The 23,267-nt window shown below is 71.0% G+C and carries 25 protein-coding genes; 11 read left to right on the forward strand and 14 right to left on the reverse strand.

The window, feature by feature from the left end; translation table 11 throughout:
- Nucleotides 1-77 precede the first annotated feature (77 nt).
- The 3 genes from DEJ02_RS07115 to DEJ02_RS07125 are packed head-to-tail and all read right to left on the reverse strand — an operon-like array spanning nucleotide 78 to nucleotide 4,216.
- Nucleotides 78-638 (reverse strand): hypothetical protein, encoded by a 561-nt coding sequence (locus DEJ02_RS07115; RefSeq protein WP_111032474.1) that lies wholly within the window; start codon nucleotides 636-638, stop codon nucleotides 78-80.
- Between the two features lies 1 nt (nucleotide 639).
- Complete coding sequence (locus tag DEJ02_RS07120) at nucleotides 640-2,673, reverse strand: primary-amine oxidase (protein WP_111032475.1); 2,034 nt, start codon at nucleotides 2,671-2,673, stop codon at nucleotides 640-642.
- Between the two features lie 49 nt (nucleotides 2,674-2,722).
- Nucleotides 2,723-4,216, reverse strand: a complete 1,494-nt coding sequence (locus DEJ02_RS07125; protein WP_111032476.1) for an APC family permease — start codon at nucleotides 4,214-4,216, stop codon at nucleotides 2,723-2,725.
- A gap of 193 nt (nucleotides 4,217-4,409) precedes the next feature.
- Between DEJ02_RS07125 and DEJ02_RS07130 the strand changes: the two genes are divergently transcribed.
- From DEJ02_RS07130 to DEJ02_RS07145, 4 genes are all read left to right on the forward strand, one after another.
- The gene (locus DEJ02_RS07130) at nucleotides 4,410-5,927 is read left to right on the forward strand and encodes an APC family permease (protein ID WP_111032477.1); all 1,518 of its coding nucleotides are present in this window, start codon (nucleotides 4,410-4,412) and stop codon (nucleotides 5,925-5,927) included.
- Nucleotides 5,924-6,577 (forward strand): helix-turn-helix domain-containing protein, encoded by a 654-nt coding sequence (locus DEJ02_RS07135; RefSeq protein ID WP_258378681.1) that lies wholly within the window; start codon nucleotides 5,924-5,926, stop codon nucleotides 6,575-6,577. Before DEJ02_RS07130 ends, DEJ02_RS07135 begins: the two co-directional genes overlap by 4 nt.
- Nucleotides 6,578-6,686: 109 nt before the next feature.
- A complete protein-coding gene (locus DEJ02_RS07140) occupies nucleotides 6,687-7,130 on the forward strand; it encodes an Hsp20/alpha crystallin family protein (RefSeq protein ID WP_111032478.1) in 444 nt (147 codons plus the stop codon).
- A gap of 11 nt (nucleotides 7,131-7,141) precedes the next feature.
- Nucleotides 7,142-7,468 (forward strand): hypothetical protein, encoded by a 327-nt coding sequence (locus DEJ02_RS07145; RefSeq protein ID WP_111032479.1) that lies wholly within the window; start codon nucleotides 7,142-7,144, stop codon nucleotides 7,466-7,468.
- 82 nt (nucleotides 7,469-7,550) lie between these two features.
- On the opposite strand, the gene DEJ02_RS07150 is transcribed toward DEJ02_RS07145, so the two are convergent.
- The gene (locus tag DEJ02_RS07150) at nucleotides 7,551-8,432 is read right to left on the reverse strand and encodes a manganese catalase family protein (RefSeq protein ID WP_111022461.1); all 882 of its coding nucleotides are present in this window, start codon (nucleotides 8,430-8,432) and stop codon (nucleotides 7,551-7,553) included.
- Nucleotides 8,433-8,921: 489 nt separating this feature from the next.
- On the opposite strand from DEJ02_RS07150, the gene DEJ02_RS07155 reads away from it, so the two are divergent.
- The 5 genes from DEJ02_RS07155 to DEJ02_RS07175 all read left to right on the forward strand — a co-directional run bounded on the left by DEJ02_RS07155 (nucleotide 8,922) and on the right by DEJ02_RS07175 (nucleotide 12,538).
- Nucleotides 8,922-9,293, forward strand: a complete 372-nt coding sequence (locus tag DEJ02_RS07155) for a DUF6355 family natural product biosynthesis protein (protein WP_111028791.1) — start codon at nucleotides 8,922-8,924, stop codon at nucleotides 9,291-9,293.
- Between the two features lie 10 nt (nucleotides 9,294-9,303).
- Complete coding sequence (locus DEJ02_RS07160) at nucleotides 9,304-9,624, forward strand: DUF6355 family natural product biosynthesis protein (RefSeq protein WP_111032480.1); 321 nt, start codon at nucleotides 9,304-9,306, stop codon at nucleotides 9,622-9,624.
- A 97-nt stretch (nucleotides 9,625-9,721) separates the two neighbouring features.
- Nucleotides 9,722-10,408: an SDR family NAD(P)-dependent oxidoreductase gene (locus DEJ02_RS07165; RefSeq protein WP_111032481.1), complete on the forward strand. Its 687-nt coding sequence runs from the start codon at nucleotides 9,722-9,724 to the stop codon at nucleotides 10,406-10,408.
- Between the two features lie 250 nt (nucleotides 10,409-10,658).
- Complete coding sequence (locus DEJ02_RS07170) at nucleotides 10,659-11,870, forward strand: sensor histidine kinase (RefSeq protein WP_258378682.1); 1,212 nt, start codon at nucleotides 10,659-10,661, stop codon at nucleotides 11,868-11,870.
- A complete protein-coding gene (locus DEJ02_RS07175) occupies nucleotides 11,867-12,538 on the forward strand; it encodes a response regulator transcription factor (protein WP_111032482.1) in 672 nt (223 codons plus the stop codon). Before DEJ02_RS07170 ends, DEJ02_RS07175 begins: the two co-directional genes overlap by 4 nt.
- Here DEJ02_RS07175 and DEJ02_RS07180 read toward each other — a convergent pair.
- On the reverse strand, nucleotides 12,535-13,287 hold the full coding sequence (locus DEJ02_RS07180) for a TetR/AcrR family transcriptional regulator (RefSeq protein WP_258378683.1): 753 nt from the start codon (nucleotides 13,285-13,287) through the stop codon (nucleotides 12,535-12,537). The two genes, DEJ02_RS07175 and DEJ02_RS07180, sit on opposite strands and share 4 nt — an antisense overlap.
- A gap of 79 nt (nucleotides 13,288-13,366) precedes the next feature.
- Here DEJ02_RS07180 and DEJ02_RS07185 point away from each other — a divergent pair, with 79 nt between their 5' ends.
- Nucleotides 13,367-14,209 carry an NAD(P)H-binding protein gene (locus DEJ02_RS07185; protein WP_111032483.1) on the forward strand — a complete coding sequence of 281 codons (843 nt, stop codon included), beginning with the start codon at nucleotides 13,367-13,369 and terminating at the stop codon, nucleotides 14,207-14,209.
- Here the strand turns inward: DEJ02_RS07185 and DEJ02_RS07190 are convergent.
- From DEJ02_RS07190 to DEJ02_RS07220, 7 genes are all read right to left on the reverse strand, one after another.
- A complete protein-coding gene (locus DEJ02_RS07190) occupies nucleotides 14,202-14,963 on the reverse strand; it encodes a triose-phosphate isomerase family protein (protein ID WP_111032484.1) in 762 nt (253 codons plus the stop codon). The two genes, DEJ02_RS07185 and DEJ02_RS07190, sit on opposite strands and share 8 nt — an antisense overlap.
- The gene (locus tag DEJ02_RS07195) at nucleotides 14,960-16,666 is read right to left on the reverse strand and encodes a dihydroxyacetone kinase family protein (protein WP_111032485.1); all 1,707 of its coding nucleotides are present in this window, start codon (nucleotides 16,664-16,666) and stop codon (nucleotides 14,960-14,962) included. Before DEJ02_RS07195 ends, DEJ02_RS07190 begins: the two co-directional genes overlap by 4 nt.
- On the reverse strand, nucleotides 16,663-18,054 hold the full coding sequence (locus DEJ02_RS07200) for an MFS transporter (RefSeq protein WP_035809316.1): 1,392 nt from the start codon (nucleotides 18,052-18,054) through the stop codon (nucleotides 16,663-16,665). Before DEJ02_RS07200 ends, DEJ02_RS07195 begins: the two co-directional genes overlap by 4 nt.
- Nucleotides 18,055-18,174: 120 nt before the next feature.
- Nucleotides 18,175-18,960, reverse strand: coding sequence for an SDR family NAD(P)-dependent oxidoreductase (locus DEJ02_RS07205; protein ID WP_111032486.1), 786 nt, complete (start codon nucleotides 18,958-18,960; stop codon nucleotides 18,175-18,177).
- 11 nt (nucleotides 18,961-18,971) lie between these two features.
- A complete protein-coding gene (locus tag DEJ02_RS07210) occupies nucleotides 18,972-19,925 on the reverse strand; it encodes a 3-hydroxyacyl-CoA dehydrogenase family protein (protein ID WP_111032487.1) in 954 nt (317 codons plus the stop codon).
- On the reverse strand, nucleotides 19,922-20,944 hold the full coding sequence (locus DEJ02_RS07215; RefSeq protein ID WP_111032488.1) for a sugar phosphate isomerase/epimerase: 1,023 nt from the start codon (nucleotides 20,942-20,944) through the stop codon (nucleotides 19,922-19,924). The genes DEJ02_RS07210 and DEJ02_RS07215 overlap by 4 nt, the downstream gene beginning before the upstream one ends.
- 93 nt (nucleotides 20,945-21,037) lie before the next feature.
- Complete coding sequence (locus DEJ02_RS07220) at nucleotides 21,038-21,754, reverse strand: GntR family transcriptional regulator (RefSeq protein ID WP_017887786.1); 717 nt, start codon at nucleotides 21,752-21,754, stop codon at nucleotides 21,038-21,040.
- Nucleotides 21,755-22,041: 287 nt separating this feature from the next.
- Between DEJ02_RS07220 and DEJ02_RS07225 the strand changes: the two genes are divergently transcribed.
- Nucleotides 22,042-22,422 (forward strand): hypothetical protein, encoded by a 381-nt coding sequence (locus tag DEJ02_RS07225; RefSeq protein WP_111032489.1) that lies wholly within the window; start codon nucleotides 22,042-22,044, stop codon nucleotides 22,420-22,422.
- Between the two features lie 45 nt (nucleotides 22,423-22,467).
- On the opposite strand, the gene DEJ02_RS07230 is transcribed toward DEJ02_RS07225, so the two are convergent.
- Nucleotides 22,468-22,662 carry a hypothetical protein gene (locus DEJ02_RS07230; RefSeq protein ID WP_111032490.1) on the reverse strand — a complete coding sequence of 65 codons (195 nt, stop codon included), beginning with the start codon at nucleotides 22,660-22,662 and terminating at the stop codon, nucleotides 22,468-22,470.
- Between the two features lie 158 nt (nucleotides 22,663-22,820).
- Nucleotides 22,821-23,177, reverse strand: coding sequence for a hypothetical protein (locus tag DEJ02_RS07235; RefSeq protein WP_111032491.1), 357 nt, complete (start codon nucleotides 23,175-23,177; stop codon nucleotides 22,821-22,823).
- Between the last annotated feature and the right edge of the window lie 90 nt (nucleotides 23,178-23,267).

The raw sequence follows: 23,267 nt of genomic DNA on the forward strand, positions 1-23,267 counted from the left end.
GAACGGTCAGTTCAACGAACCATTCGCACTGTGTACGTTTTGCGCGCCGAACGGTTCGGCGGCTCGCGGCACGCGCCTCAGACCATCGCCGCGGACATCACCGCGACCGCGACCCCCATCGCCAGGGTCTCGACCAGCGGCAGCGGACGCGAACGTCGCCGGACGCCGTCACGGAGCATGTGGACGGTGAGCACCAGGTACCCGAGGGTCAACCCGCCGAGCACCACCTGCCACGTCACCGCGACCACCCCGAGGTGCTGGTGCGTCCCCGCGGCGCCGGCGTCGTGCGCCATGCCGACACCCATCGCACCCATCACGAGCAGGCCCAGGGCAGCGTGCAGTCGCCCGTACCGGCCGTGTGCGGAGGCCACGCCCGGCGGCTGAGCCGACCCGCGCCTCCAGGCGGACGTGGACTGCAACCGGTGCACCCCGGCGACCACCACGGCGAGGAACGCCAGCACCAGGAACCAGAGGACACCCGGCAGGACCCGGGGTCCGAACGCCCCGTCGACCATCGCCGCCACCATCGCGACCGCGGCGACCACGTCGACCGCACGGCCGGGGCGCCACGCCCCGACCGTGCAGCAGGCCCCGGCCGACGCCGGCACGATGGCCGCGAGCCCGAGCAGATCGGTCACGTCAGTGCCCGTCCCCGTGCCCGTGCCCGTGGTCGTGCTGGTGCTCGGCTGCGTCGTGTGCGGCCTCGACGGCGCCGGAGACGTGGTGCGAGCAGTGCGACCCGGCGGCCGCCCCGATCGACGCCGGCACGTTCAGGGCCGGGTTCCGCGGGAAGAACCCGTACGGCTTGAGCGTGAACTTGGCGTAGTCGACGGGCATGACGGGCCAGTCCTCGGGCCGGGGGAAGTGCGTGGGGCCGAAGGTGTGCCACAGCACGATGTCCTCGCCGTCGAGCGGACGGTCACCCTGCACGTACCGGGCGACGCCGTCCCCGCCGGGGTTCTGGTGCACGAAGTCCCCGGCGGCGAAGCGCTCGGCCGGGTCGTACTGCGTCACGTACAGGTGCTTCCGTGCGAACTCGGCGCGTGCGGCCACCGACGACGAGTCGTCCGCGAGCAGCACCGGGGCGTCCTGCGGGTACAGCACGTACCCGGTGGGGCGGTCGAGGTGGTTGCGCTCCTCGGTGTTCGAGATGAACCACGTCCGGGCCTTCGACGCGTCGGCGAGACGGCCGGAGGACGACTCGGACGACAGCCGGGTGACCGACTTCGTGAACGCGTTGCCGTGCTCGTTGCCCGGGCCGACGGGGACCCGGACGGCATCGACCTCGTCCACCGCGTTCGACAGCCCGTCGACCATCATGTCCAGCCGCGCCGAGAACAGGTGCTGGTGGTACGGGGCGCCGAGTCCGGGCGCGACCTCGGAGGCGTACGGGTAGTCCGCCCCGGACTCCGTCCGACCCGGGTACGACGAGGTGAAGAGGACACCGGTGAGCTTCGCCTCGCACTCGATCGTGCCGTCGAGGTACAGGTACCAGTAGAACCCGTAGTCGTAGTTGCCGACGGTGGTGAAGAACGAGATCACCAGCCGACGGGAGCGCCGGACCTCCTGCGAACCGGTGTAGATGTCCCCGTGCTTCCACAGCGTGCCGAAGTCCTCCTCGTGCATGCATATGCCGTTGCGGATGGTCTGCGGGTTGCCGAGCTCGTCGGCCAGGACGGCGTCGAAGTACTTGATCTCGCCGACGCAGTCGCAGCCGAGCTCGAGCGAGTTCGTGAAGCGTCCGAACAGGTACTCGCCGGTGTCGAAGTAGTTCTGCCAGAACCGCACCGGCGACGGGTCACCGTAGGGCACGAGCATCTCGTCGATCGAGGCCCGGTAGACGATCGGCCGCAGCCGCGCACCGTCCTGCCAGGACAGCTGCCGGAGCACGAGCCCCTCTCGGGCGTCGAACCCGACCTGGAACCGCCAGTTCGCCCACTCGACGAACTCGCCGTCGACCGAGAACGACGGCCCCTCGGGCTGCGTGATGACGATCGGCTTGAGGTCGAGCGGTTCGCCCTGCACCGCCGGGTCGTCGAAGTTGCCGGACGTGGCGGGCACGGGCATCTCCGCGACGTCCACGATGCGGGTCACCGCACGGTTGGCGGCGTCGACGTACACGGACAGGCCGTCCACGGGGTGCGCCCAGACGTGGTCGGCGGGGTGGTCCTGGCGGAAGGCGAGCACGCGGAGGATCCGGCGCCCCTCCTCCTCGGGGTAGTCGTAGTACCCGGCCGACAGCGGGACGCACTTCACCTCGTCCGGCGTCAGGCCGCGCTTCGCCAGGGCGGCGACCCAGCGCTCGTCCGCGTTCGCGATCTCGCCGACGGCGTCGAACTCCTCGATGAGGACGGGCAGCTGTCCACGGGACCCGTCGAGCACGTCGGTGGACAGGACGATCCGGTCGGTGATCGAGACGACGCCGTCGGTGGAACGTCCGGTCGCCATGTCGAGGAGCATCACGCGGGCACGGCGGTCCGGCAGGGGACCGTCGCCGGCCTGCCAGGCCAGGACCTGCTGCTTGTGCGGCTCGTCGAGGCCGACGTAGACGAAGCGCGTGGTGTCGGTCCAGTCCGGCTGCGCCGTGACGACGTCGCGGACGGCGGTGAACTCGTCGGGGCTCAGGTTCGCGAGCGGGTGGGTGGTGGCGGTGACGGGATCGGTGAGGGTCATGCTGGTGGTTCCTTCGGTTCGGTCTGGAGGCGCGGGTCGGGTGGGTCGGTCAGCCGTCGCTGGCGAGACGGTCGAGCATCTGGTCGTAGCGGCGGCGGTCGCGCCGGCGCAGCACCACGGCCTGCAGCACGCCGACGGCGGGCACGACCACGACGAGGCCGGTGAGCACGGTGCTGACGACACCGAAGACACTCGCTCCGGAACCGTCGACGTCGCCGACGAGCGTCGGGAAGTTCGCCCAGATCAGGACGGCCGAGGCGACGAGCCCGACGAACCCCAGGACCGGGGCGATGACGGTGTTCCAGATGCGGCGGTCGGCGCGGTTCCGGCGGAAGTAGACGATGACGGCGAGGCTCGTCGCGGCCATCAGGATCGCCACGCCCAGGGTGGCGACGCCGGCGAACCAGCTGAAGACCTGCAGGACCGGGTCGAGGCCGAGGACGGCGAACAGGACCATGAGCACGGCGGCGGTGACGGTCTGCACGACGCTCGAGGCGTGCGGCGACTCGTGCTTGCGGTGCACGCTGCCGAGACGACCGGGCAGGAGCGAGGCGTTCGCCATCGAGTGCTGGTAGCGGGTGATGACGTTGTGGAAGGACAGGACGCAGGCGAACATGCTCGTGAGCAGCAGCACGTTCATGACGGCCTCGCCCGCGGTGCCGATGTACTGCGCCGCCGTGGTGAGGATGAGCGCGCCCGGGTCCTTCGCGGCCTCGGCGAGCACGCCGTCCGGACCCCAGGCCATCACGAGTCCCCACGACGCCAGCGTGTAGAACACGCCGATGCCGATGACGGCGGTGTAGGTGGCCCGGGGGATCGTGCGCTCCGGGTCCTTCGCCTCGTCGCGGAAGATCGCGGTCGCCTCGAACCCGATGAACGCCGCGATCGCGAACATGAGGCCGACGCCGGGTGAGCCGGACATGACGTGGGTCGGTTCGAACGGCGCGAGCGAGAGCCCGTCGGCACCGCCGCGGAACACGATCGCGGCGACCAGGACGAGCACGATCCCGACCTCGCCGACGAGCAGCACGCCGAGGACCTTGCTCGACAGGTCGATGTGCCGGTAGCCGAGCACCCCGACGAGCGCCACGACGACCAGGGACCACACGTACCAGGGGATGTCCGGCCCACCGAGGCCCGTGACGGTCACCCCGAGCAGGTACCCGATGTAGCCGTGCACGCTGACCTGGATCGTCGTGTAGGTCAGCAGCGCCAGGGTGGCCGCCCCCGCACCGGCCGGACGACCGAGCCCGTGACCCACGAACGTGAAGAAGGCGCCGGGTCGTGGCAGGTGCCGGGTCATCGCCGCCAGCCCCACCGAGAACAGGAGCAGGATCACGGCGGACGCGGCGTAGAGCGAGGGGAACCCGACGCCGTTGCCGAGCAGCATGCCGAGCGGGGCGGCACCGCCGACGACGGTGAGCGGGGCGGCGGCCGCGACGACCATGAACACGATCGCGGTGACGCCGAGCGAGCCGCGCATCGTCCGCTGGGGTGCGGGTACGGCTCCGAGTGACGCGGGGTCCTTCGTGATGCTGGACATCGTGGCCTTCCGGTTCGGGTGACTGGGTCGGGGTGGGACCACGGTCCCGCGCTGCCGTTGCGCCCCCGTTCCACGGGTGTGAAACCCGCACGCACCCGAATGGGACGGCCCGGACGAGGCGTCTCATTTGCCCGAGACCACCGCGAAACACGACCGAGACACCGGGGCAACGCAGCGCCCGTACCGTTGCCGCATGACCGCGCTCGACCGTGCCATCGCCGACCCGCCCCGGGTGCCGGGCATCGGCACGCGCTCCCCCGTCGACGGGCTGTCCCGGCGGAGCGTCGGCCCGGTCGACGTGCTGGCGCAGTCGGTGTCGGCGGTCGCACCGTCGGCGGCGGCCACCACGATCCCGGTGCTCGTCGCGACCGTCGCCGGGCAGGGCGCGACGTGGTCCCTGCTCGCCGCGATGGCGCTGTCGTTCCTGGTCGGACGCACCGTGAACCAGTTCGTCCGACGCGTGGCGGGCACCGGCTCGCTCTACACCTACGTCTCGCTCGGCCTGGGGCCGGCGGCCGGCGTGGTCGCGGGCGCCGCACTGCTGCTCGGCTACGGGTTCATCGCGATGTTCTCGCTCACCGGCAGCGGCTACTACCTCGACTACCTGCTGTCCCGGTTCGTCCCGTTGGCCGGTACCGGCTCCCTGGTCACGGTCGTGGTGATCACCGCCATGGGCGCCGCGGTGTTCGCCGTCATCGCCCTCGGGGTGCGGTTGTCGACGCGCCTCACCCTGCTCGTCGAGACCCTGTCCGTCGCCGTCATCGTCGTGCTGATCGTCGCCCTGGTCGCACGGCTGCAGCCCGTCGACACGTCCGCCCTCGCACTCGGTCCGACCGCACCGGCGCCCTTCGCGGTGGGCACGGCGCTCGCGGTCACCGCCTTCGTCGGGTTCGAGAGCGCGTCGGTGCTCGGCGTGGAGGCCCGGCGCCCGTTCCAGGCGATCCCCCGCGCGATCTCGTGGACCGTCCTGGTCGCGGGCGTGCTCTACGTCGTGAGCGCTGCCGCCCAGCAGACCGGGTTCGCCGCGATCGGCGCCGACCTCGCCACGAGCGCGTCGCCGGTCAACGAGCTCGCCACGGCCTTCGGCATGCAGTGGGTCGGGTGGGCGCTCGACCTCGGGATCGCCGCCTCGTTCGCCGCGTGCGCGATCGCCTCGACGACGGCGCTCGTCCGGGTGCTGTTCGCGATGGGCCGTGAAGGGGTGCTGCCGGCCGCGCTCGGGCGGGCGTCGCCCCGGTTCCGGACACCCTTCGTCGCGGGCGTGCTGGCGTGCTCGGTGCTGACCGCGCTGCCCGTCCTCGGTCTCCTCACCGGCATCCCGACCTGGTCCCTGATGGAGGCCGAACTGGTCGTCGCGGCACTCGGGTACCTGACGGCGTACGCGATGACGTGCTTCGCGGCTCCGGTGTTCCTGCGACGCATCGGCGAGCTGACGACCGGGGTGGCGACCACCGCGGTGACGACCGGTGTCCTGCTCACCGCCGTGCTGCTCACCTACGCCGGGGTCGAGGCCGCATCGCCCCGGTGGCCGGCCGTCGTCCTCGCCGTCGGGGCGGTCACCGCGGTCGTCGTCACGTTCCTGGTGGCGACCCGTCGGCGACCCTGGCGACGGGGTCGGAGCCGGGCGGTGTACGACGTGCCGGTCGAGGCGGACCTGCTGGGCGCCTCCCGGTCGTCCGCCGGACCCGGCCACGGGACGGGGGTGCGGTGAGCGAACCCGGTCTCCGCGCGCGGCAGCCGAAGGCGATCCAGAACGCCCTCGCGGTGCTCGAGGCGGTCGCGCACGCCGGGCCGGGCGTCACCGCCCAGCAGATCTCGGACGCGCTCGGGATGCCGCGAGCGACCACCTACCGGCTCATCACGCTGCTCGTGGAGGACGAGTACCTGGTGCGGCTGCCGGACCTGCGTGGCTTCGCACTGGGGCACAAGGTCTCCGAGCTCGCCGGCGTCGCCCCGGCCGCGGCCCCGTCGGTCCCACCGCTCCCCCGCGCCGTCCGGTCCGTGCTGTCCGACGTGCGCTCGACGGTCCGCGCCGGGGTGCACCTGGCCCGGTACGACGCCGACGGGATCTGCGACGTCGACGTCGACCCGGACTTCCCGCTCCTCGACGCGACCGCCCTGCGATCGGCACCAGGGTCGAGCGCGATGGGACGGCTGCAGGCAGCCGGCGGCGCCTCGGCGTCGCAGGTCGGTGCCTTCGCGCGGGGCTTCGGGTGCCTGGCCCTGCCCGTCCGCGGCGAGCGCGGTGAACTCGTGGCGGGGCTGACGTTGTCCGCGCCCGCGGCCCGGGTGGAGTCCCCTGGCCAGGCCCTGGTGCACCTGCGGACGGCGGTCGCACGGCTCGAGCCCCTGCTCGGTTGAGTTCTCGGCGTCCTCCGAGCGATCTTTTGGCACTCACCAGAGTCGAGTGCTAAAACGGTGGCAGTTGAGTCGAGGGGACTCAACGAGAACCACGAAGGAGTTGATTTCGATGACGATGAACTTCGATCCGTTCCGCGAGCTCGACCGACTCGCGGGTTCGCTCCTCGGCACCGCCGCCGGACCGCGCTCGATGCCGATGGACCTGTACCGCACCGGGGACCACTACGTCCTCGACGTCGACCTGCCCGGCATCGACCCGGGCTCGGTCGACATCGACGTGGACGGTTCCGTCCTGACCATCCGCGCCGAGCGCACCCTGGGCGCGCCCGAGGGCTCGCAGTGGCTCACCCGTGAGCGCCAGCCCGGCACGTTCGTCCGGCAGCTGACGCTCGGCGACGGCCTGGACGCCGAGCGCATCACCGCCGGGTACGACAACGGCGTGCTGAGCGTCACGATCCCCGTCAAGGAGTCCGCGAAGCCGCGGAAGATCGCCGTCACCGTCGGTGGCGCGTCCGAGCAGCTCGCGGTCAGTTCCGGCACCGCTGCCGAGTGAGGAGCTGAGCGATGACGTCCGTCCTGCTGAACGCGGTGGTCGCGGTCCTCGTCGTCACCGCGGCGCTCGCGCTGACGAGCCTGGACCGGCGCACCGCCCTGCTCCTCGGGGCCACCGGCAGCCTGACCGGCACGTTCCTGACCTGGATCGCCGCGCCCCGGCTGTTCGAGCAGTCGCTCCTGGCGCCCTGGGTCGCGGCGGTCCTCGGCACGGCCCTGCTGATCGCGGGGTGGAGCGCGGTCCGCGCGTACTCGGGCATCTTCGAGGCACCACGTGACGAAGAACCCGAGACGGGCGCACTGATGACCGTGGGCGGGTCCGCCCCGTCGGTGCGGTGACCACCTGACGGACAGGAGGCCCGGTGCACGTCGTGCGCCGGGCCTCCTGTCGTTCCGTCGGTCGCGTGGGCGACCGTCGGGACTACTCCTTGTTCAGCTTGTCCTGCACCAGGCCGGCCGTCTTCTCGACGACGTTCGGCAGCTCGGTGGTGCCGTAGAGCCGGACGTCGGGGTGCGTGGGCGGGGGCATCGGGACCGAGGTGGTCGGGCCGTCGTGGTACGAGTACTCGCCCTTGCCGTCGAACGAGGGGCCGCTCGCCCAGGGGCCGTTCTTCGCCTCGGCACCGTCGGAGAAGTTGAGGTACTGGTAGTTGACCTCCTGGTTCTCCTTCGACTGCGGGAAGTTGCTCGGGACGGGGAAGCCCTCGACGCCCTTCTCGCGCAGCTCGGCGGCAGCGGTCGCCCACATGTTCTGGTGCATGGTGTCGCGGGCGATGAGGAAGGACAGCAGGTCCCGCACGCCGTGGTCGTCGGTCATGTGGTAGAGCCGGGCGGCCTGCACACGACCCTGCATCTCGGCGTTCTCGTTCGCCGTGAAGTCGGCGAGCAGGTTGCCGCTCGCGGTGATGTACGAGCCCTGCCAGGGGTTGCCGTTGCTGTCCACCGGGCGGGCACCCGCACCGGCGACGATCGCGTGCTGGACATCGGTGCCGCCGACGATCGCGGCGACCGTGGGGTCGTCCTGCAGCGCGTCCTCGGTGATGCCGAGCGGGGACTTCTCGAGCAGCTGCGCGATCATCGTCGCGAGCATCTCGACGTGGCCCATCTCCTCGGCACCGATGCCGAACACCATGTCGCGGTACTTGCCGGGGATGTGCATGTTCCACGCCTGGAACTGGTACTGCATGGCGACGGAGATCTCTCCGTACTGGCCACCGAGCACCTCCTGCAGCTTGCGGGCGTAGATCGCGTCGGGCTTGTCGGGCGTTGCCTTGAACTGCAGTTCCTGCTTGTGGAAGTACACGTGGCTCTCCTTCACTCCAGCGGGTGCCCGTCGATCGAGCGGGTCCGTGTGCGATGGTCGGCGCGACCGCCTCAGCGCCGTCCCAAGGAAAGCCAGATCGCGCAGACGGGCGTCAGCGTCCTCTCCCGCGTCGACGCAAGGCGACGACCCCGGCCCACACCGTGCAGCCGGTGAACCCGAGAACGAGTACGGACACGACGGGGATCGCGAACCCGTCTCCGATCGACTGCTGTCCGCGGAGCCAGACGACGACGAGGAGCAGTACCAAACACCCTGCGGCGATGATCGTCGCGACATTGCCAGCTGATCGTGAGCCCATGTCCACCTCGTTCCGTTGCGATACCCACCGCATGCACACCTGGCGGGCTTGCGTGATGATTCTTCAAGAGTAAGTTCGTTGTTGTTCCGAATTCCACGAACGGAATTCGGGGCACGATGCACAATTCGTTGCGCGGACAGCCTACCGCAGTCCCGCAGAGGGGAGGAAGAATGCATCTGCATCAGAAAATCCGGAAGGCAGCACTGGGGAGTGCGGCCGCCGCACTCGCACTCGGCGGAGTCGTCGGTGTGAGTACCGTCACCGCAGCGCCGGCGAGCGCGATGGTCTGCGGGTACAGCGAAGAGATCGAGGACTACGATTCGACCTTCGCGATCAACGTCCCAGTGGTCGGGTCGATATCGCCGTTCAGTGGTCAGCGCCAGGTCGCGCATTACGGGAATTGCGGCAGCGGCAATGTGAAGATCAAGGTGACGATGAAGGGCGGGAGCAAGAACTACTGCGTCCAGCCCGGCGACGTCCGACTGGGATTCACCGAGAACGACAAGCAGATCTCAGGGGCCAGCAAGGTCGGAAGCTGTTAGGGGGAGAGCGATGAAGCTCTGGACGAAGATCGGTGGCACGGCACTCGCCGCCACCATGATGCTCGGCGGGTCGCTGGCAGTGGCCGGTCCCGCGAACGCCGCGTCACCGTGCGGTTTCTACCCGATCACGACGGGGAACATCGGCGGCGGGGACGACGGACACTACGAGAAGGGCACCTACAACAACTGCAAGTCGGACCCGGTCCAGATCACCGTCAAGTACACGTACACGTCGAAGAGCCTGTGCTTGTCGGCCGGCGAGACGACGTTGTACGCCAATCCGGACTACGGGGCCCTGACCGGTGCCTCGTGGACCGGCAAGTACTGCTGATCGCGATCTGACCACCGGAGCTCCTGCCCGCCATCGGGTGGGGGCTCCGGTGCGCGACGGGCGGGCAGACCGCACCGTCCCGGCATAGCGTGGCCGCGTGGACCTCGAACTCAAGAACCGTGTCGCACTCGTCGTCGGAGGCAAGGGGTACATCGGTACCGCCGTCGCCCACCGCCTCCGCACCGAGGGGGCGACCGTCGTCGTCGCATCCCGCAGCGCCGAGGACTCCGACGGCAGCGTGCCGATCGACACCGCCTCGCAGGAGTCGGTGGACGCAGGCATCGCCGCCGTCCTCGAGCGGCACGGGCGCATCGACGTGCTGGTCGTGACCGCTGCCCCGAGCGCGAGCACCCTCGACCGGGCCCGGAAGTCCGACCCGGAGCAGGTCCTCGACGCGATCGACGGCAAGGCGCTCGGGTTCCTCCGCGTCGCGAACGCCGTGCTCCCGGCCCAGCGCGAGGCCGGGTTCGGCCGCGTGGTCGTGGTGAGCGGGCAGAACGCCTACTTCTCCGGCAACATCACGGCCTCGCTCCGGAACACGGCGGTGAGCGTCATCGCGAAGAACCTGGCCGACGACGTGGCGGGCACCGGGGTCACGGTGAACGTCATCAACCCCGGGACCGTGACGGACACCCCGTCCGCCGAGGTCCGCCCGGGGGGCCCCGGCGACTCGACACCGCAGCAGATCGCCGACCTCGTCGCGTTCCTGTCGTCGCCGCTGAACGCGGTGTCCGGCGAGTCCGTCTCGATCGCGCACCGCCAGCTGGGATCCGTCGTCGTCTGATCCCCGAGTACCGGGTGATCACCCCTCGCTTCACCCGCAGGGACGAAGCGCTTCGCCCCTGCGCCCGATGCCCCGGCGACTCCGGGCCACGAGTCTGGTGACATGGAGTCCTCGACGAAGCACACGATCGCCACGCTGCTGCTCTGCGCCGCGATCGTCACCACGACCGTCATCGCCCTCGCCGCCATGACCGCGGGCGCGTGACGTCGGTCCGCGCTGCCCGGCGTGGGCGGCATGCGATGATCGAGCCGTGACGGACCGGCGCACGTTCATCCGGCCGCTCGCCACCCGGTCGATCGTCATCGACGTGGCCTGGGCGGTCCTGTCGGCGTTCGTCTTCCTGCTGCCCATCGACCTCGAGCTCGAGCACGCCAGCCTCGCCGCGGTGCTGTCGGCCTCGGTGGCGATCGCCCTGCGCCGCATCTCCCCGTCCGCCGCGATGGCCATGGTCGTCGTCCTCGGGGTGATCCAGGTCGGCGGCGGCGAGCGCCCGTCGCTGGTGGACCTCGCGCTGTTCGTCGTGATCGGCACCGCCGCGGTCGTGGGCACCCGCACCGAGGTCGTCGTCTCCGGCGTGCTCGCGGTCGTCGCCGGAGCGGGGGCCACGGTCTACCTGGCGTCGACCGGCTTCCGGTTCCTCGTGCTCATCAACGGCCCGCGCGACCAGGCGTTCCTGGCGATGGCCGCCCCGGTGACCGCGCTGCTCGGGGTCTGGGCGGGCGGGGTCGCCGTCCGGGCCTTCCGCTCCCGCGACCGCGAGTCGGAGCGCCGTGCCGACGCCGAGGCCGCAGCCTCACGTGCCGAGGCCGTCGCCACCGAGGCCGAGGCCACCGCCACCCGCGCGATCGACGTCGCCGAGTCCGAACGCATCCGCGCGGACATCGCCCGCGACGTGCACGACGTCGTCGGCCACTCGCTCGCGGTCATCATCGCGCAGGCCGACTCGGTGCCGTTCCTCGACGACGAGGCGCGCATCCGAGCGGTCAGCGCCACCATCGCGAGCACCGCCCGGAGTTCCCTGGTCGAGGTCCGACAGGTCCTCGGGCACATCGACGGCTCCGCCGAGGCGACCGGCCCGGGGTCGCTCGAGGAGATCGTGCAGGGCATCCGCGACGCCGGGGTCGACGTCGACCGCACGGTGCGCGGGGTCCCGCTGGCCCTGCGCCCGGACACCGGCACCGCTGCCCGCCGCGTGCTGCAGGAGATGCTCACGAACGCCCTGCGCCACGGCGCCCCCGGCAACCCGGTCGTCGTGCGGGAGACCTGGCGGAACGCCGACCTGGTGCTCGAGGTCGAGAACGTCGCCGGTGACGGCACCACCGCCGGCTCGGGCCGCGGGATCGACGGCATGGACTCGCGCCTCGGCGCCCTCGGTGGGTCGTTCGACGCCGCCGTGCTGGACGACGTGTTCACGGCACGCGCCCGCATCCCGTTCGACGTCCAAGGGGGACCCGTCCGATGACCGAACCGATCAGGATCCTGCTCACCGACGACCAGGCGCTGTTCCGCGCGGGGCTCCGGGTGGTGCTCGACGCCCAGGACGACATGCGGGTGGTCGGTGAGGCCTCCGACGGGGCCGAAGCGCTCGCACTCATCCCCGAGGTGCACCCCGACGTGGTGCTGCTCGACATGCGGATGGCCGGCATGGACGGCGTGGAGACCGTCCGGCAGCTCTACTCCGGCGCCGTCCCGGGTCCGCTGCCGCGCGTCGTCGTGCTCACCACCTTCGGGCTCGACCCGGCGGCGGCGACCGCGATCCGGCTCGGCGCCAGCGGGTTCCTGCTCAAGGACACCACGCCGCCGTTCCTGTTCGCCGCGGTGCGTGCCGTGCACGAGGGCAGCTCGGTCATCGCCCCGAACGACCTCGCGCAGCTGTTCGGCACCGACGTGGCACGGGCCCCGGCACCGCAGCCGCCGGAGTTCGCGACCCTGACCGAGCGGGAGCGCGTCGTGTTCGGGTGGGCGTCCCGCGGCCTGTCGAACGCCGAGATCGCCACGAAGGAGTACGTCACCGAGTCGACGGTGAAGACCCAGATCTCGAGCATCCTGGGCAAGCTGTCGCTGCGCGACCGCGTGCAGCTCGTCGTCTACGCCCACGACCACGGGCTGGCGGGCACCCGCGAGGACTAGTCCGCGGCGATCCGGTCGAGCCACTCCGCGAGCATCGTCCGCTCGGCTGCCGACAGTCGATCGAGCCGGGTCGCAGCGGCACGGAGCGTGATCGCGGCGCTCGTCACGGCGTCAGTCCCCCGACCGCGACCACCCGGGGCCGCGCCGCCGTCGTCCGTCGTCGGCCCACTCGGCACGAGGATCCGCCCGAGCACCGCGTCGAGGACGTCGTCGGCGATCGACGGGTCCCGCTCGTCCGCCGGAGCGGCCAGGATCGCGAGCACCGCACCGGTGCCGGCCGCGTGCACGAGCTCGACCGCGCGGTGTTCCGGCACGGCCAGTCGTCCGGCCTCGGCCACCCGCCGGATGCGTTCGGCGAGCAGCGCGGTACCGGCGCGGGCGGCCGCCGACCGACGGCCGCGCTCCGGGTCGCTCAACAACACGAACAGGTCGGGGTTCGCCAGCCCGAAGCCGATCGTCATCGACCACCCGGTGCGCAGGTCCTCGACGGGATCGGTCGCCTCGTCACGAGCAGCCCGGACGGCGTCGGCCTTCATCGCCGAGAACGTCGCCATCGCGTGCTCGGCGACCGCTTCGAGCAGACCGTCCTTGTCGCCGAACAGCCGGTAGATGGTCGGTGCCTGGACACCTGCGCCGTCCGCGACCGCGCGCGTGGTCACCGCCGCGGCACCGCGTTCACGCAGCATGGTGCCGGCGACCTCGACGATGCGTGAACGCGTCTCGTCGCGCTGGCTTCCCTGCTCGATCACGGAACAACGATAACGGATCTGTGCTATCACTGTGTTACCAGCGCTACGGACTCACTGTTTCCATCGATACGGAGAAGTCATGATCGTCATCACCGGGGCTACCGGAGCCCTCAACGGCGCGACCGCCGACCACCTGCTCGAGCACCTCGCGCCGTCCGACCTGGCGGTGGTGACCCGTGATCCGGCCCGAGCACAGCGGTTCGCGGACCGCGGCGTCGAGGTCCGCCGCGGCGACTACGCCGAACCGGAGACCCTGCCGGCGGCCTTCGCGGGCGCCGATCAGCTCCTGCTCGTCTCGTCGAGCGACCCGGCCGCCGACGCCGTCGCGCTGCACCGTGCCGCGGTCGACGCAGCCGTGGACGCTGGCGTCGGCCGGGTCCTGTACACGAGCCACCAGGGCGCCGCGCATGGTTCGCCCTTCGTGCCCGCCGCGCACCACGCCGCCACCGAGGACCTGCTCCGCGACTCCGGGCTGCCGTGGACGAGCCTGCGGAACGGCTTCTACGCGCACAGCGCCGCCTGGATGACGGGACCGTGGCAGGAGACCGGCACGGTGTCCGTCCCCGTCGACGGTCCGGTGTCGTGGACCGCCCGCGAGGACGCCGCCGAGGCAGCCGCCGCGATCTTGCTCGCCGATCAGCCGTTCGACGGGCCGGTGACGCTCACCGCTCCGGACGCGCCGACGTTCGCCGGCCTGGCTCGGCAGGCGTCCGAGGTGTCCGGTCGGACGATCGGGTTCGAGGCCCTGGGCGAGGACGAGTGGTGTGCCCGTGCGCTGGCCGCGGGGCAGGACCCGCACATGGTCGGGTTCCTGCTCGGCATGTACCAGGCCGCCGAGCGGGGCCTGTTCGCCGGCACCGATCCGCTGCTCGGCGAGATGCTCGGTCGCGCCCCACGGCCGGTCCGCGACCAGCTCAGCTGAGCGCCGCGACCTCGTCGAGGATCGCCTCGACCGCTGCGGGGTCGTGGGCGAACCGTCCGAGGAACAGCCCGCCGATCCGGCCCCGCCCCCGCGTGAGCAGGCCGGGTCCGGCACTGCCCCCGTAGAGGACGGTGCTGCCGTGCAGCTCGGGCCGGGTGGCGAGGTGCTGCTCGATCCCGGCGAGCACCGCCACGATGTGCTCGTCCGGCGCGGGTGCCGGTGCGCCGATCGCCCACACCGGTTCGTAGGCGACGGTCAGGGGGCCGGCGAGACCGTCCGCGACGGCGGTCGAGACGGCCCGGTCGAGCTGCGCGGTCACCGCCGCCACGGCCTCGGTCGGATCGGAGGCCCGGTCCGGCTCCCCGACGCAGACCAGCGGACGCAGGTGGTTCCGGAACGCCGCGTGCACCTTCCCCGCGATCGTCGCGTCGTCCTCGTGGAACAGGGAGCGCCGTTCGGCGTGCCCGATCTCGACCAGGTCGACGCCGATCTCCCGCAGTTCGGCGCCGGAGACCTCGCCGGTGAACGCGCCTGCGTCGGCCCACGACAGGTCCTGCGCGGCGAGCTGCACACCGGTGCCGGCGAGCAGGTCGCGCACCGGGACGAGGGCCGGGAACGTCGGCGCCACGAACAGCGTCGCCGCTCCCGAGCGCACCGCGGGGTGCCGCCGGGCGATGTCCGCGACCTCGGCCGCCCACGACAGCGTCCGGGCGTGCGAGAAGTACGTCTTCAGCGACACCCCGACGGTGATCACGGGGCGACCGTCTCCACGACGAGGGCGAAGGACAGCGCGCCGGGGTCCGCGGTGCCGACGGCCTGGTCGGCGTGCGTCCGCGCCCGGCCCATCTTCGGCACGAGGGACTCCGTGGCGTCGGCGGCTTCGCGGGCGGCACGGACGGCGTCGCCCCAGGCCTCGGCGAGCGCCGCCCCGGCGTCGAGCCGGGTGCGGAGCACCTCGTCGAACGGCACCAGGGCGTCCACCATCGTCTTGTCGCCGACGGTGGCGCCGAACGCGAGCACGGCCTCGGTGGCCGCGCGGACCCCCCGCGCGACGGTGGCACCCGACGGACGCGAGTCGTCCCCGACCACGCGACCCAGTGCCTCCAGGGCGGCACCCCAGATCGCACCGGACGTGCCGCCGGCCTTGTCGGACCAGGCGTCCGCGGCGATCAGCAGGACGGTGCCGGCACCGGCACCGCGGCTGACCGCGTCGGCGGCTGCGACGTCGGCGGCGTGCGATCCGCGCTGCATCCCGATGCCGTGGTCACCGTCGCCGGCCACGGCGTCGATGCGGCCGAGTTCGTCGGCGTGCTCGTCGAGGACGGCGCGGACCGCGGCGAACCCGGCGGCGACCTGCTCGGCGACCGCACGGGACTCGTCGGTCGCCGGGCCGATGCCGACGCCCTCGGCGTCCGCCGCCACGGTGGACGGGTCGACGCGCTGTTCGGCGACCGCACCGCCCTTGCGGTAGGCGGGCGTGTCCGCGGGTGCTGCCCAGAGGTCCTCGAGCTCGTCGTCGAGCCAGAACAGCGTCAGGGAGACCCCGGCCATGTCGAAGCTCGTGACGAGTTCGCCGACCTCGGGCTCCACGATGACGACCCCGGCGTCCGCCAGGCGCCGCTGCACCGAGCGGTAGACGACGAAGAGCTCCTCGTACTTGACCGAGCCCAGGCCGTTCAGGATCGGGACCACCCGCTGGCCCTCGAGTGCCACGCCGTCGGGCAGTTCGTCGAGCAGCCGGGACACCAGCAGCTCGGCCAGCCCGTCCGCGGTGGGCACGTCCGTCTCGTCGATGCCACGCTCGCCGTGGATGCCCATGCCGACCGCCATCCGGCCCTCGGGCACCGTGAACAGGGGTTCCTCGGCGCCCGGCAGGGAGCACCCGGAGAACGCGACGCCGAAGCTGCGCGTCCGGTCGTTCGCCCGTTCGGCGACGGCGGTGACCGTGTCGAGGTCGTCCCCGCGCTCGGCGGCGGCGCCGGCCACCTTGAAGACGCAGAGGTCACCCGCGATGCCGCGGCGCTTCGCGCGGTCGTCGGCGGGCGCGCTCGTCACGTCGTCGGTGACGCGGACCGTCCGCACCGGGATGCCGTCGGCCTCGAGCGTGCGCGCCGCGGCGTCGAAGTTCAGGACGTCACCGGCGTAGTTGCCGTAGCTGAGCAGCACACCGCCCCCGTGCTCCGCGGCCTTCGCGACCCCGGTGACCTGCTGGGCGCTGGGGCTGGCGAACAGGTTGCCCATCGCGGCACCCGCGGCCAGGCCGTGCCCGACCAGCCCGCCGAACGCGGGGTAGTGCCCCGAGCCGCCACCGATCACGACCGCGACCGTGCCGTCGGGGCTCGTGGTGGAACGGGCGACCCCGCCGTGCACCCCGCGCACCCACCGCTCGTTCGCGGCGACGAAACCGTCGGTCGCCTCGTCGGCGAAGTCCGCCGGGTCGTTGAACAGTCTGGTCATCGCTTGCTGCCCTTCGGGTCGGTGGTGCGGACGTGCGAGGTGTCGAGCAGTTCGTCGGCCTTGGCCCCGCGGAAGAACTTGGTGCAGAAGATCATCACCGCGGCGACGAACGCCAGGACGCCGAGCGAGACGATGCCGAACGCACCGCTGTCGGTGGGCACCACCTCGTTGATCGCGGTGCGCATGATCGGGGCGACGAACCCGCCGAGGTTGCCGAGTGAGTTGATCAGGCCGATGCCCGCGGCGGCCGCGGCACCGGTCAGGAACGCCGTCGGGTACGCCCAGGTGATCGGGCCGACGGCCAGGAAGCTCGCCACGGCCAGGGTGATGAACAGGATGCCGAGCACGGGCTGCCCGTTCGCACCCGCCCACGCCGAGCCGAGGATCGACAGGCCGGTCGTGACGTAGAACAGCGTGCCCCAGCGCCGGCGGCGTCCGACGGAGTCCGCCCGCGACCCGATCAGGTAGCAGGCGACGAGCCCGACGAGCCACGGGATCGCGGACACCAGACCGACCTGCCAGCCGACGTCCTGCCCGAGCAGCGAGGACACCTGCTGCGGCAGGTAGAACGTCGTGCCGTAGACGGCGACCTGCAGGCAGAAGTAGATGATCGTGAAGTACCAGACGCGCCCGCTCGCCATCGCGCGCCAGATGCCCTTCGGGCCGTCCTCGCTGCGGGCGGTGTCCTCGCGCTCCATGGCCGCGGTGAGCGACGCCTTCTCGCCCGGTTCGAGCCACTTCGCCTGCTGCGGACTGTTCGTCAGGAACACCAGGGCCGCGATGCCCGCCAGCACCGCGAGGATCCCCTCGCCGGCGAACATGACCTGCCAGCCGTGGAACGGGGTGACCTGGTCACCGACGCTGATGAGGCCGCCGGACAGCGGGGCGCCGATCATCTGCGAGAACGGCTGCGCCAGGTAGAAGATCGCGAACATTCGCACGCGCACCTTGTTCGGGAACCACTCGGACAGGTACATGATCACGCCCGGGAACAACCCGGCCTCGGTCACACCCAGGATGAAGCGCAGGATGATGAACATCGTGTCGTTCGTCGTGAAGGCGAACAGTGCGGCGACGATGCCCCACGTGACGGCGATGCGGGCGAGCCAGAAGCGCGCACCGAACCGCTTGAGCAGCAGGTTCGACGGGATCTCGAAGATCGCGTAGCCGATGAAGAAGATGCCGGCGCCCAGGGCGAAGGCGGCGTCCGAGATGCCGCGGTCGACGCGCAGGGCCTCTTCGGCGAAACCGACGTTCGTGCGGTCGAGGAACGCGACGAAGTACAGGATGACGAGCATCGGCATGAGGTGCTTCGTCGCCTTGCCGATGGCGGACTTCAGGCCGGGGTCGTTCGTCGACCCGAGCGCGGGGGCAGGGGGTAGTGACACGGGTTCGCTCCTTTGCGAGCACGGTGCGGTCGTTCTGGCGTCCGGCGGTCGGTTCGGTCGTCCGGACGGGAGGCACGGATCGCGTCGCCCGGTCGGCGCGCGTTCCGTGGGCGGCTGGCCCTAGTGCATGTACAGGCCGCCGTCGACGTTGAGCGTCTGGCCCGTGACGAATCCGGCGTCCTCGCTGATCAGGTACGCGATGGCGGCAGCGATGTCCCGCGGGGTGCCGATGCGCGGCAGGACGCCGTCGGCGGCCATCTCGGTCTTCCGCTCCTCGGACAGCGTGCCGCCCATGATGTCGGTGTCGATCGGACCGGGGGCGATCGCGTTGACCGTGACGCCGCGCGGGCCGAGCTCGCGCGCCAGGCCACGGGTCAGGCCGATCACGCCGGCCTTCGCCACCGTGTACGGGGTCTTGCTGAAGGTGCCGCCGCCGCGCTGGGCAGAAACCGACGACAGGTTCACGATGCGCCCGTAACCCGACCGCACCATCGACTCCGCCGCCCGCAGGCTGGCGAAGTGCACGCCGTCGAGGTTGATCGACAGCACACGGTGCCACTCCCCCTCGGGCAGGTCGAGGTAGGCGTGCGCGGACGACACCCCGGCCAGGTTCACGAGTGCGGTGATCGGCCGGAGTTCGGCCTCGATCGTGTCGAAGGCCGCACGGACGGCGGACTCGTCGGCGACGTTCGCACCGACGCCGACGGCCCGCACGCCGTGCTGTTCCCGGATCTCGGCGGCGACCTGCTCGCTCGCCGTCTGGTCGAGGTCGATGACCCCGACGTCCCACCCGGCCTCGGCCAGGTGGTGGGCGGTGGCGCGGCCGATGCCCCGCGGTGAGGCGGCACCGGTGAGGACGACGGTGCGGTCCCGGTGCTGGCCCGCTGACTGGTTCTGGTCGCTCATGGTGTCCCGCCTCAGTGGATCGGTGCCGGGCCGAGCTCGTCGAGGAGCTTCTGCATCGCGACGTACGCCTTGTTCCGGTAGGCCACGAGCTCGGGCGTCCGGTCGGCCGGGACCTCGAGGTACCCGGCGCCGGACTTCGTGCCGAGTTCACCGGCGTCGACGTGCTGCTGCAGCGACGGCGGAGTGGCGAAGCGCTCGGGCCAGCGGGTCTGCAGCGACTCGAAGCAGAACGCGTAGACGTCGAGTCCGGCCATGTCGGCGATCGCGAACGGGCCGAAGAACGGCAGGCGGAACCCGAACGTGGTCCGCACGATGGTGTCGATGTCGTCGGGGCTCGCGATGCCCTCGTCGGCGATCTTCGTGGCCTCCTCGAACAGCGCGTACTGCAGGCGGTTCAGGACGAACCCCGTGGAGTCCTTCACCCGCGCCGACTGCTTGCCGGTCGCGGCGACGACGGTCTCGCCGACCTCGATCGCGTGCTCGTTCGTGGTCGGGTGCGGGATGAGCTCGACGCCGGGGATGAACGGTGCCGGGTTCGAGAAGTGCACGCCGAGGAATCGCTCCGGGCCCACGACCGCCTCGGCCAGCGACTCGATCAGGATCGTCGAGGTGTTCGAGCCGATCACGGCGTCGGGGCGGGCAGCCTCGCTGATGCGGCGGAGCGTCGCGTGCTTGATCTCGAGCTTCTCCGGCACGGCCTCCTCGATGAAGTCCGCGTCGGCGACGGCAGCCTCGATCGACTCGGCAGCGCTCAGGTGTGCGCGGACCCGTTCGACGGCGTCCTCGGGGAACAGCCCGTCGGCGACGAACTGCGCGGTCTCGCCGAGCAGCCGCTCCAGGTTCTGCTGGGCGATCTCGGCCGAGACGTCGGCGATCCGGACGGTGTGGCCGGCGAGGGCGAGGCCCTGGGCGATCCCACCGCCCATGTAGCCGGACCCGACGACGGCGATGTCGAGGGTGCTCATCGGATTGCTCCTTCGGTGCTGGTTGCTGCGGTCGGGGTCGCCGTCGCGTCGAGCTTCGTCGTCGCGAGGACGGATCGGATGTACTGCTGGTTGGTGGCGCAGACGCCGAGGCTGTCCCCGCCGTACTGCTCGGTCATGACGATCCCGCGGAACCCGTCGGCGACGGCGTCGCGCAGGACCTGGCGGTAGTTGATGAGGCCCGTCTCCATCGTGCTCGGCGCGCTCGTCGCCCAGCTGCCGTCGCCGGCCTCGTCACGCGTGTAGTTCTTCACGTGCAGGTAGTTCGTGTGCGGCATGGTCTTCGCGAACAGCTCCCGCCAGTCCTCGACCGGACGGTGCAGACGGATGAGGTTCGCGACGTCCGCGTTCAGCCCGACGTTGTCGAGCCCGATCTCCTCGACCAGGCGGACCGCACTGTCGGCGGTGCCGAGGTACGTGTCCTCGTACAGCTCGAGCGCCATCGGCAGCCCGACGCTCGCAGCGTGCTCGCCGAGCTCCCGCAGTCGCTTGACCGCGGCGTTCCAGACCTCGGGGTCGTCGGGGTCCTTCGGGCCCGGCGCCGTCCAGAACCAGAGCGCCCGCTTCTGGGCGTCGGTGAACGGCTGGTGCAGCCCCGTCGAGAAGACCTGCATGCCCCACTCGGCCGCCGCGTCGATGGTGCGGTGGGCGTAGGCGAGGTTCTCGTCCTCGTGCCCGGGCTGGATGACGCTCTTGCGCTGCAGGTGCACCGACGGGATGCCGATGCCGTGCGACTTCGCGACGGCGAACAGCTCGTCGCGACGCGAGGGTTCGAGGTCTGCGGGCCGGATGTGGCTGTCGGCGAGTTCGGCGAGTGAGAAGCCGACGGCCTCGATCTGCCCGAACACCTCGTCCCACACCTCGGCGGGGGCGTCGTGGAAGGCCGTCCCGTCACGGGTGACCTGCGCGAACCCGTGCAGGCAGGCGGCGATCGGCCAGGTCCCCGACGTCCAGGTGGTGGGATCCCAATCCTGGTCGACCCAGTCCTGTGGAGTGGTCACGGAATGCTCCCTTGCATGTCGTGGTGGTTCAGCCTTGAACCTCTTTCCTATAGGAAAGATACTCGGACGACGCCGGAACGCAACCCCTCCGCCTCAGCTCGTGTGGGACGCGTCCGCGCGCGAACGCAACCGGACGGCGTCGATGTGGAGCCGCATCGCGGCGACGGCCGACGTCGGGTCCGCAGCCAGCGCCTCCAGGATGGCCCGGTGTTCCTGGACCGCACGATCCGTGTCGTCCCCGCCACCCTCGACGATCTGCCGCATGCGGTGCACGCGCGTCGTGATGATCTCGGACATCTCCTCGAGGAACGGGTTCCGTGTCGCGTCGAAGATCAGCTGGTGGAACTGCCAGTCGCTGCGGAAGAAGCGGGCCATCAGTTCTTCCGGAGCGTGCGCAGCACCGACGGACGCGACCTCGGCGGCCACCGCAGCCTGCTCGTCGAGCGCTGCCGCGAGTCGCTCGCGCAGGCCGTCGACGTCGCCGCGGGCCGCGAGCTCGACGGCGCCGCTCTCGACGATCAGCCGGGCGTCGAACAGGGCCTCGAGCTGGTCGCCGGCCAGGGGCGGGGAGACCCGGTAGCCCTTGTTCGCTTCACGGGTGACGAGGCCGGTGCGTTCGAGTTGCACGAGGGCTTCTCGCACCGGGGTCGGCGATACCCCGAGGGAGCGGGCGAGGCCGTCGATCGACAGCCGCATGCCCGGTTCGACGTCGTGGCCCATCAGGACCTCGAGCACCCGGTCGTAGACGCGGTCACGCAGGCCGAGCTGCGTGATGCGTTCCGTCCCGAAGCCGGGCATGGTCGTGGACATGGGTCGATCCTAGAGAATCCACGACTCGGGCTCGGTGCGCGGACCCCGGTCCACGCTGCACCATCACGAGCTGTCGCCTTCTTCGACATCGGCCCGCCCTCGCGCTCATGTCGCCCATGGGGTTGCTCGATTGCCGCTCCTCACGCGCCGATATGGCGGAGTTATGTCAATTGTTAGCTGACCGCAGCGCGTTGCCCGCGGGGAACAAATCGGCTGCTGCCTCTTGAAGCCCTCGAGGCCCGTGCCGCAACCACGCGCCGGTGACATGAACTAGCGGCCGAGCTCCGATGCAGCGTCTGCTCCCGGCCGCCCGGCTCGCGGAAGGTGCTGACCGCAGCGACATCACCGTCGCAGTCGGGTTCGCGCTCGGGCTGACAATCTTCTCCGTCCCCATCGGTGCTGCTGCGTTCGGGCTCCTCGGCGTCGCGACCGGGGTTCTCTTCACCGCGGGCCTCGCCGCTCGGGCAGCGTTCTCACCACCCAGCGCAAAGGCGCAGATCTTCGTCAGCATGGCCGGTATCAAGGTCGCGTGCTCCTCAGTCGGTACCGCTATCGCAGGCACCCTCCTCGACCTCGGCGGCCGCACGATGTTCGCGATCGCGGCCGCCCTCACCCTCGCGACGCTCACCTACCTCCTCCTCGACCGCCGGACACAAGCGCCTCGATAGCCGATGGGTCAGCGAGACCGCCGACGATGATGGGCATCCCCATCGCTACCTGCGTTTACTGCCCACCCCCTGCACAACGAAAAGCAGACCGATCAGCACGAGGATGACCGCGATGACGATCTGCTGAATCGGCCGGGCTCCCGACTCGGAGGGCGACGAACCGTAGAAAACGCCACAGGCGGCAAACACCACTCCGAGGACGATGACTGTGATTGGTCGCTTGGCGTTGAAGAAGTTCACTGCGTTCTCCTAGTGGGGCCTATGGCCGAACGGGCACGGCCGCTTCTAGCCTGCCTGCAGGTCAAGCGGCTGCCCCGTTCCGGGGTCGCTGATGACTGACTCGGTGCCGGTGCCGGTGCCGGTGCCGGTGCCGGTGCCGGCGATGGTGCGGCTGGCGATCACGGGGACACCATTGGAGTCGGAAGTGCCATACGTGTAGTCGTACTCGGCTCCCCGTCGGTGGCCTGCGAGAGCAGCTTGTTCATGTCGCCGCCGGCGTACTCGTAGCGGGTGGTGACACCGTCCTTCGTGGAGGACGTCATCTGCTGCGCGCCGTTGTAGGTGAACGTCTGCCCGAGCGCCTTCACCATGTCGCCGACACCGTCGTACGCGTACCCGTCAGAAATGATCTGCCCGACCGTGTTGTACGTAAGCGTCTGCGAGCTCGCGACGTTGCCGCCACGCTTGGCGGTGATCCGGTTCCCGGCCGCGTCGTACGTGTACGCCAGACGCTTTGCCGGTGCCTCCCTCGACAAGTTCGGTGAGCTGCCCGGTCAACCCGGCAGGCCGGTGAGAATTGACGCCCCCGCCGGACGCCACGATGGCGCGCCTTGGTGACGCTCACA

This window comes from Curtobacterium sp. MCLR17_042, from assembly GCF_003234695.1.
GTDB classification, from domain to species: Bacteria; Actinomycetota; Actinomycetes; order Actinomycetales; family Microbacteriaceae; genus Curtobacterium; species Curtobacterium flaccumfaciens.

Excerpts from the sequence above, each read along its gene's own strand:
- DEJ02_RS07195 (WP_111032485.1), bottom strand. The coding sequence starts at position 16,666 with ATGACCAGACTGTTCAACGACCCGGCGGACTTCGCCGACGAGGCGACC.
- DEJ02_RS07175 (WP_111032482.1), top strand. The coding sequence starts at position 11,867 with ATGACCGAACCGATCAGGATCCTGCTCACCGACGACCAGGCGCTGTTC.
- DEJ02_RS07205 (WP_111032486.1), bottom strand. The coding sequence starts at position 18,960 with ATGAGCGACCAGAACCAGTCAGCGGGCCAGCACCGGGACCGCACCGTC.
- DEJ02_RS07160 (WP_111032480.1), top strand. The coding sequence starts at position 9,304 with ATGAAGCTCTGGACGAAGATCGGTGGCACGGCACTCGCCGCCACCATG.
- DEJ02_RS07130 (WP_111032477.1), top strand. The coding sequence starts at position 4,410 with ATGACCGCGCTCGACCGTGCCATCGCCGACCCGCCCCGGGTGCCGGGC.
- DEJ02_RS07210 (WP_111032487.1), bottom strand. The coding sequence starts at position 19,925 with ATGAGCACCCTCGACATCGCCGTCGTCGGGTCCGGCTACATGGGCGGT.
- DEJ02_RS07120 (WP_111032475.1), bottom strand. The coding sequence starts at position 2,673 with ATGACCCTCACCGATCCCGTCACCGCCACCACCCACCCGCTCGCGAAC.
- DEJ02_RS07125 (WP_111032476.1), bottom strand. The coding sequence starts at position 4,216 with ATGTCCAGCATCACGAAGGACCCCGCGTCACTCGGAGCCGTACCCGCA.
- DEJ02_RS07140 (WP_111032478.1), top strand. The coding sequence starts at position 6,687 with ATGACGATGAACTTCGATCCGTTCCGCGAGCTCGACCGACTCGCGGGT.
- DEJ02_RS07225 (WP_111032489.1), top strand. The coding sequence starts at position 22,042 with ATGCAGCGTCTGCTCCCGGCCGCCCGGCTCGCGGAAGGTGCTGACCGC.
- DEJ02_RS07185 (WP_111032483.1), top strand. The coding sequence starts at position 13,367 with ATGATCGTCATCACCGGGGCTACCGGAGCCCTCAACGGCGCGACCGCC.
- DEJ02_RS07155 (WP_111028791.1), top strand. The coding sequence starts at position 8,922 with ATGCATCTGCATCAGAAAATCCGGAAGGCAGCACTGGGGAGTGCGGCC.
- DEJ02_RS07145 (WP_111032479.1), top strand. The coding sequence starts at position 7,142 with ATGACGTCCGTCCTGCTGAACGCGGTGGTCGCGGTCCTCGTCGTCACC.
- DEJ02_RS07220 (WP_017887786.1), bottom strand. The coding sequence starts at position 21,754 with ATGTCCACGACCATGCCCGGCTTCGGGACGGAACGCATCACGCAGCTC.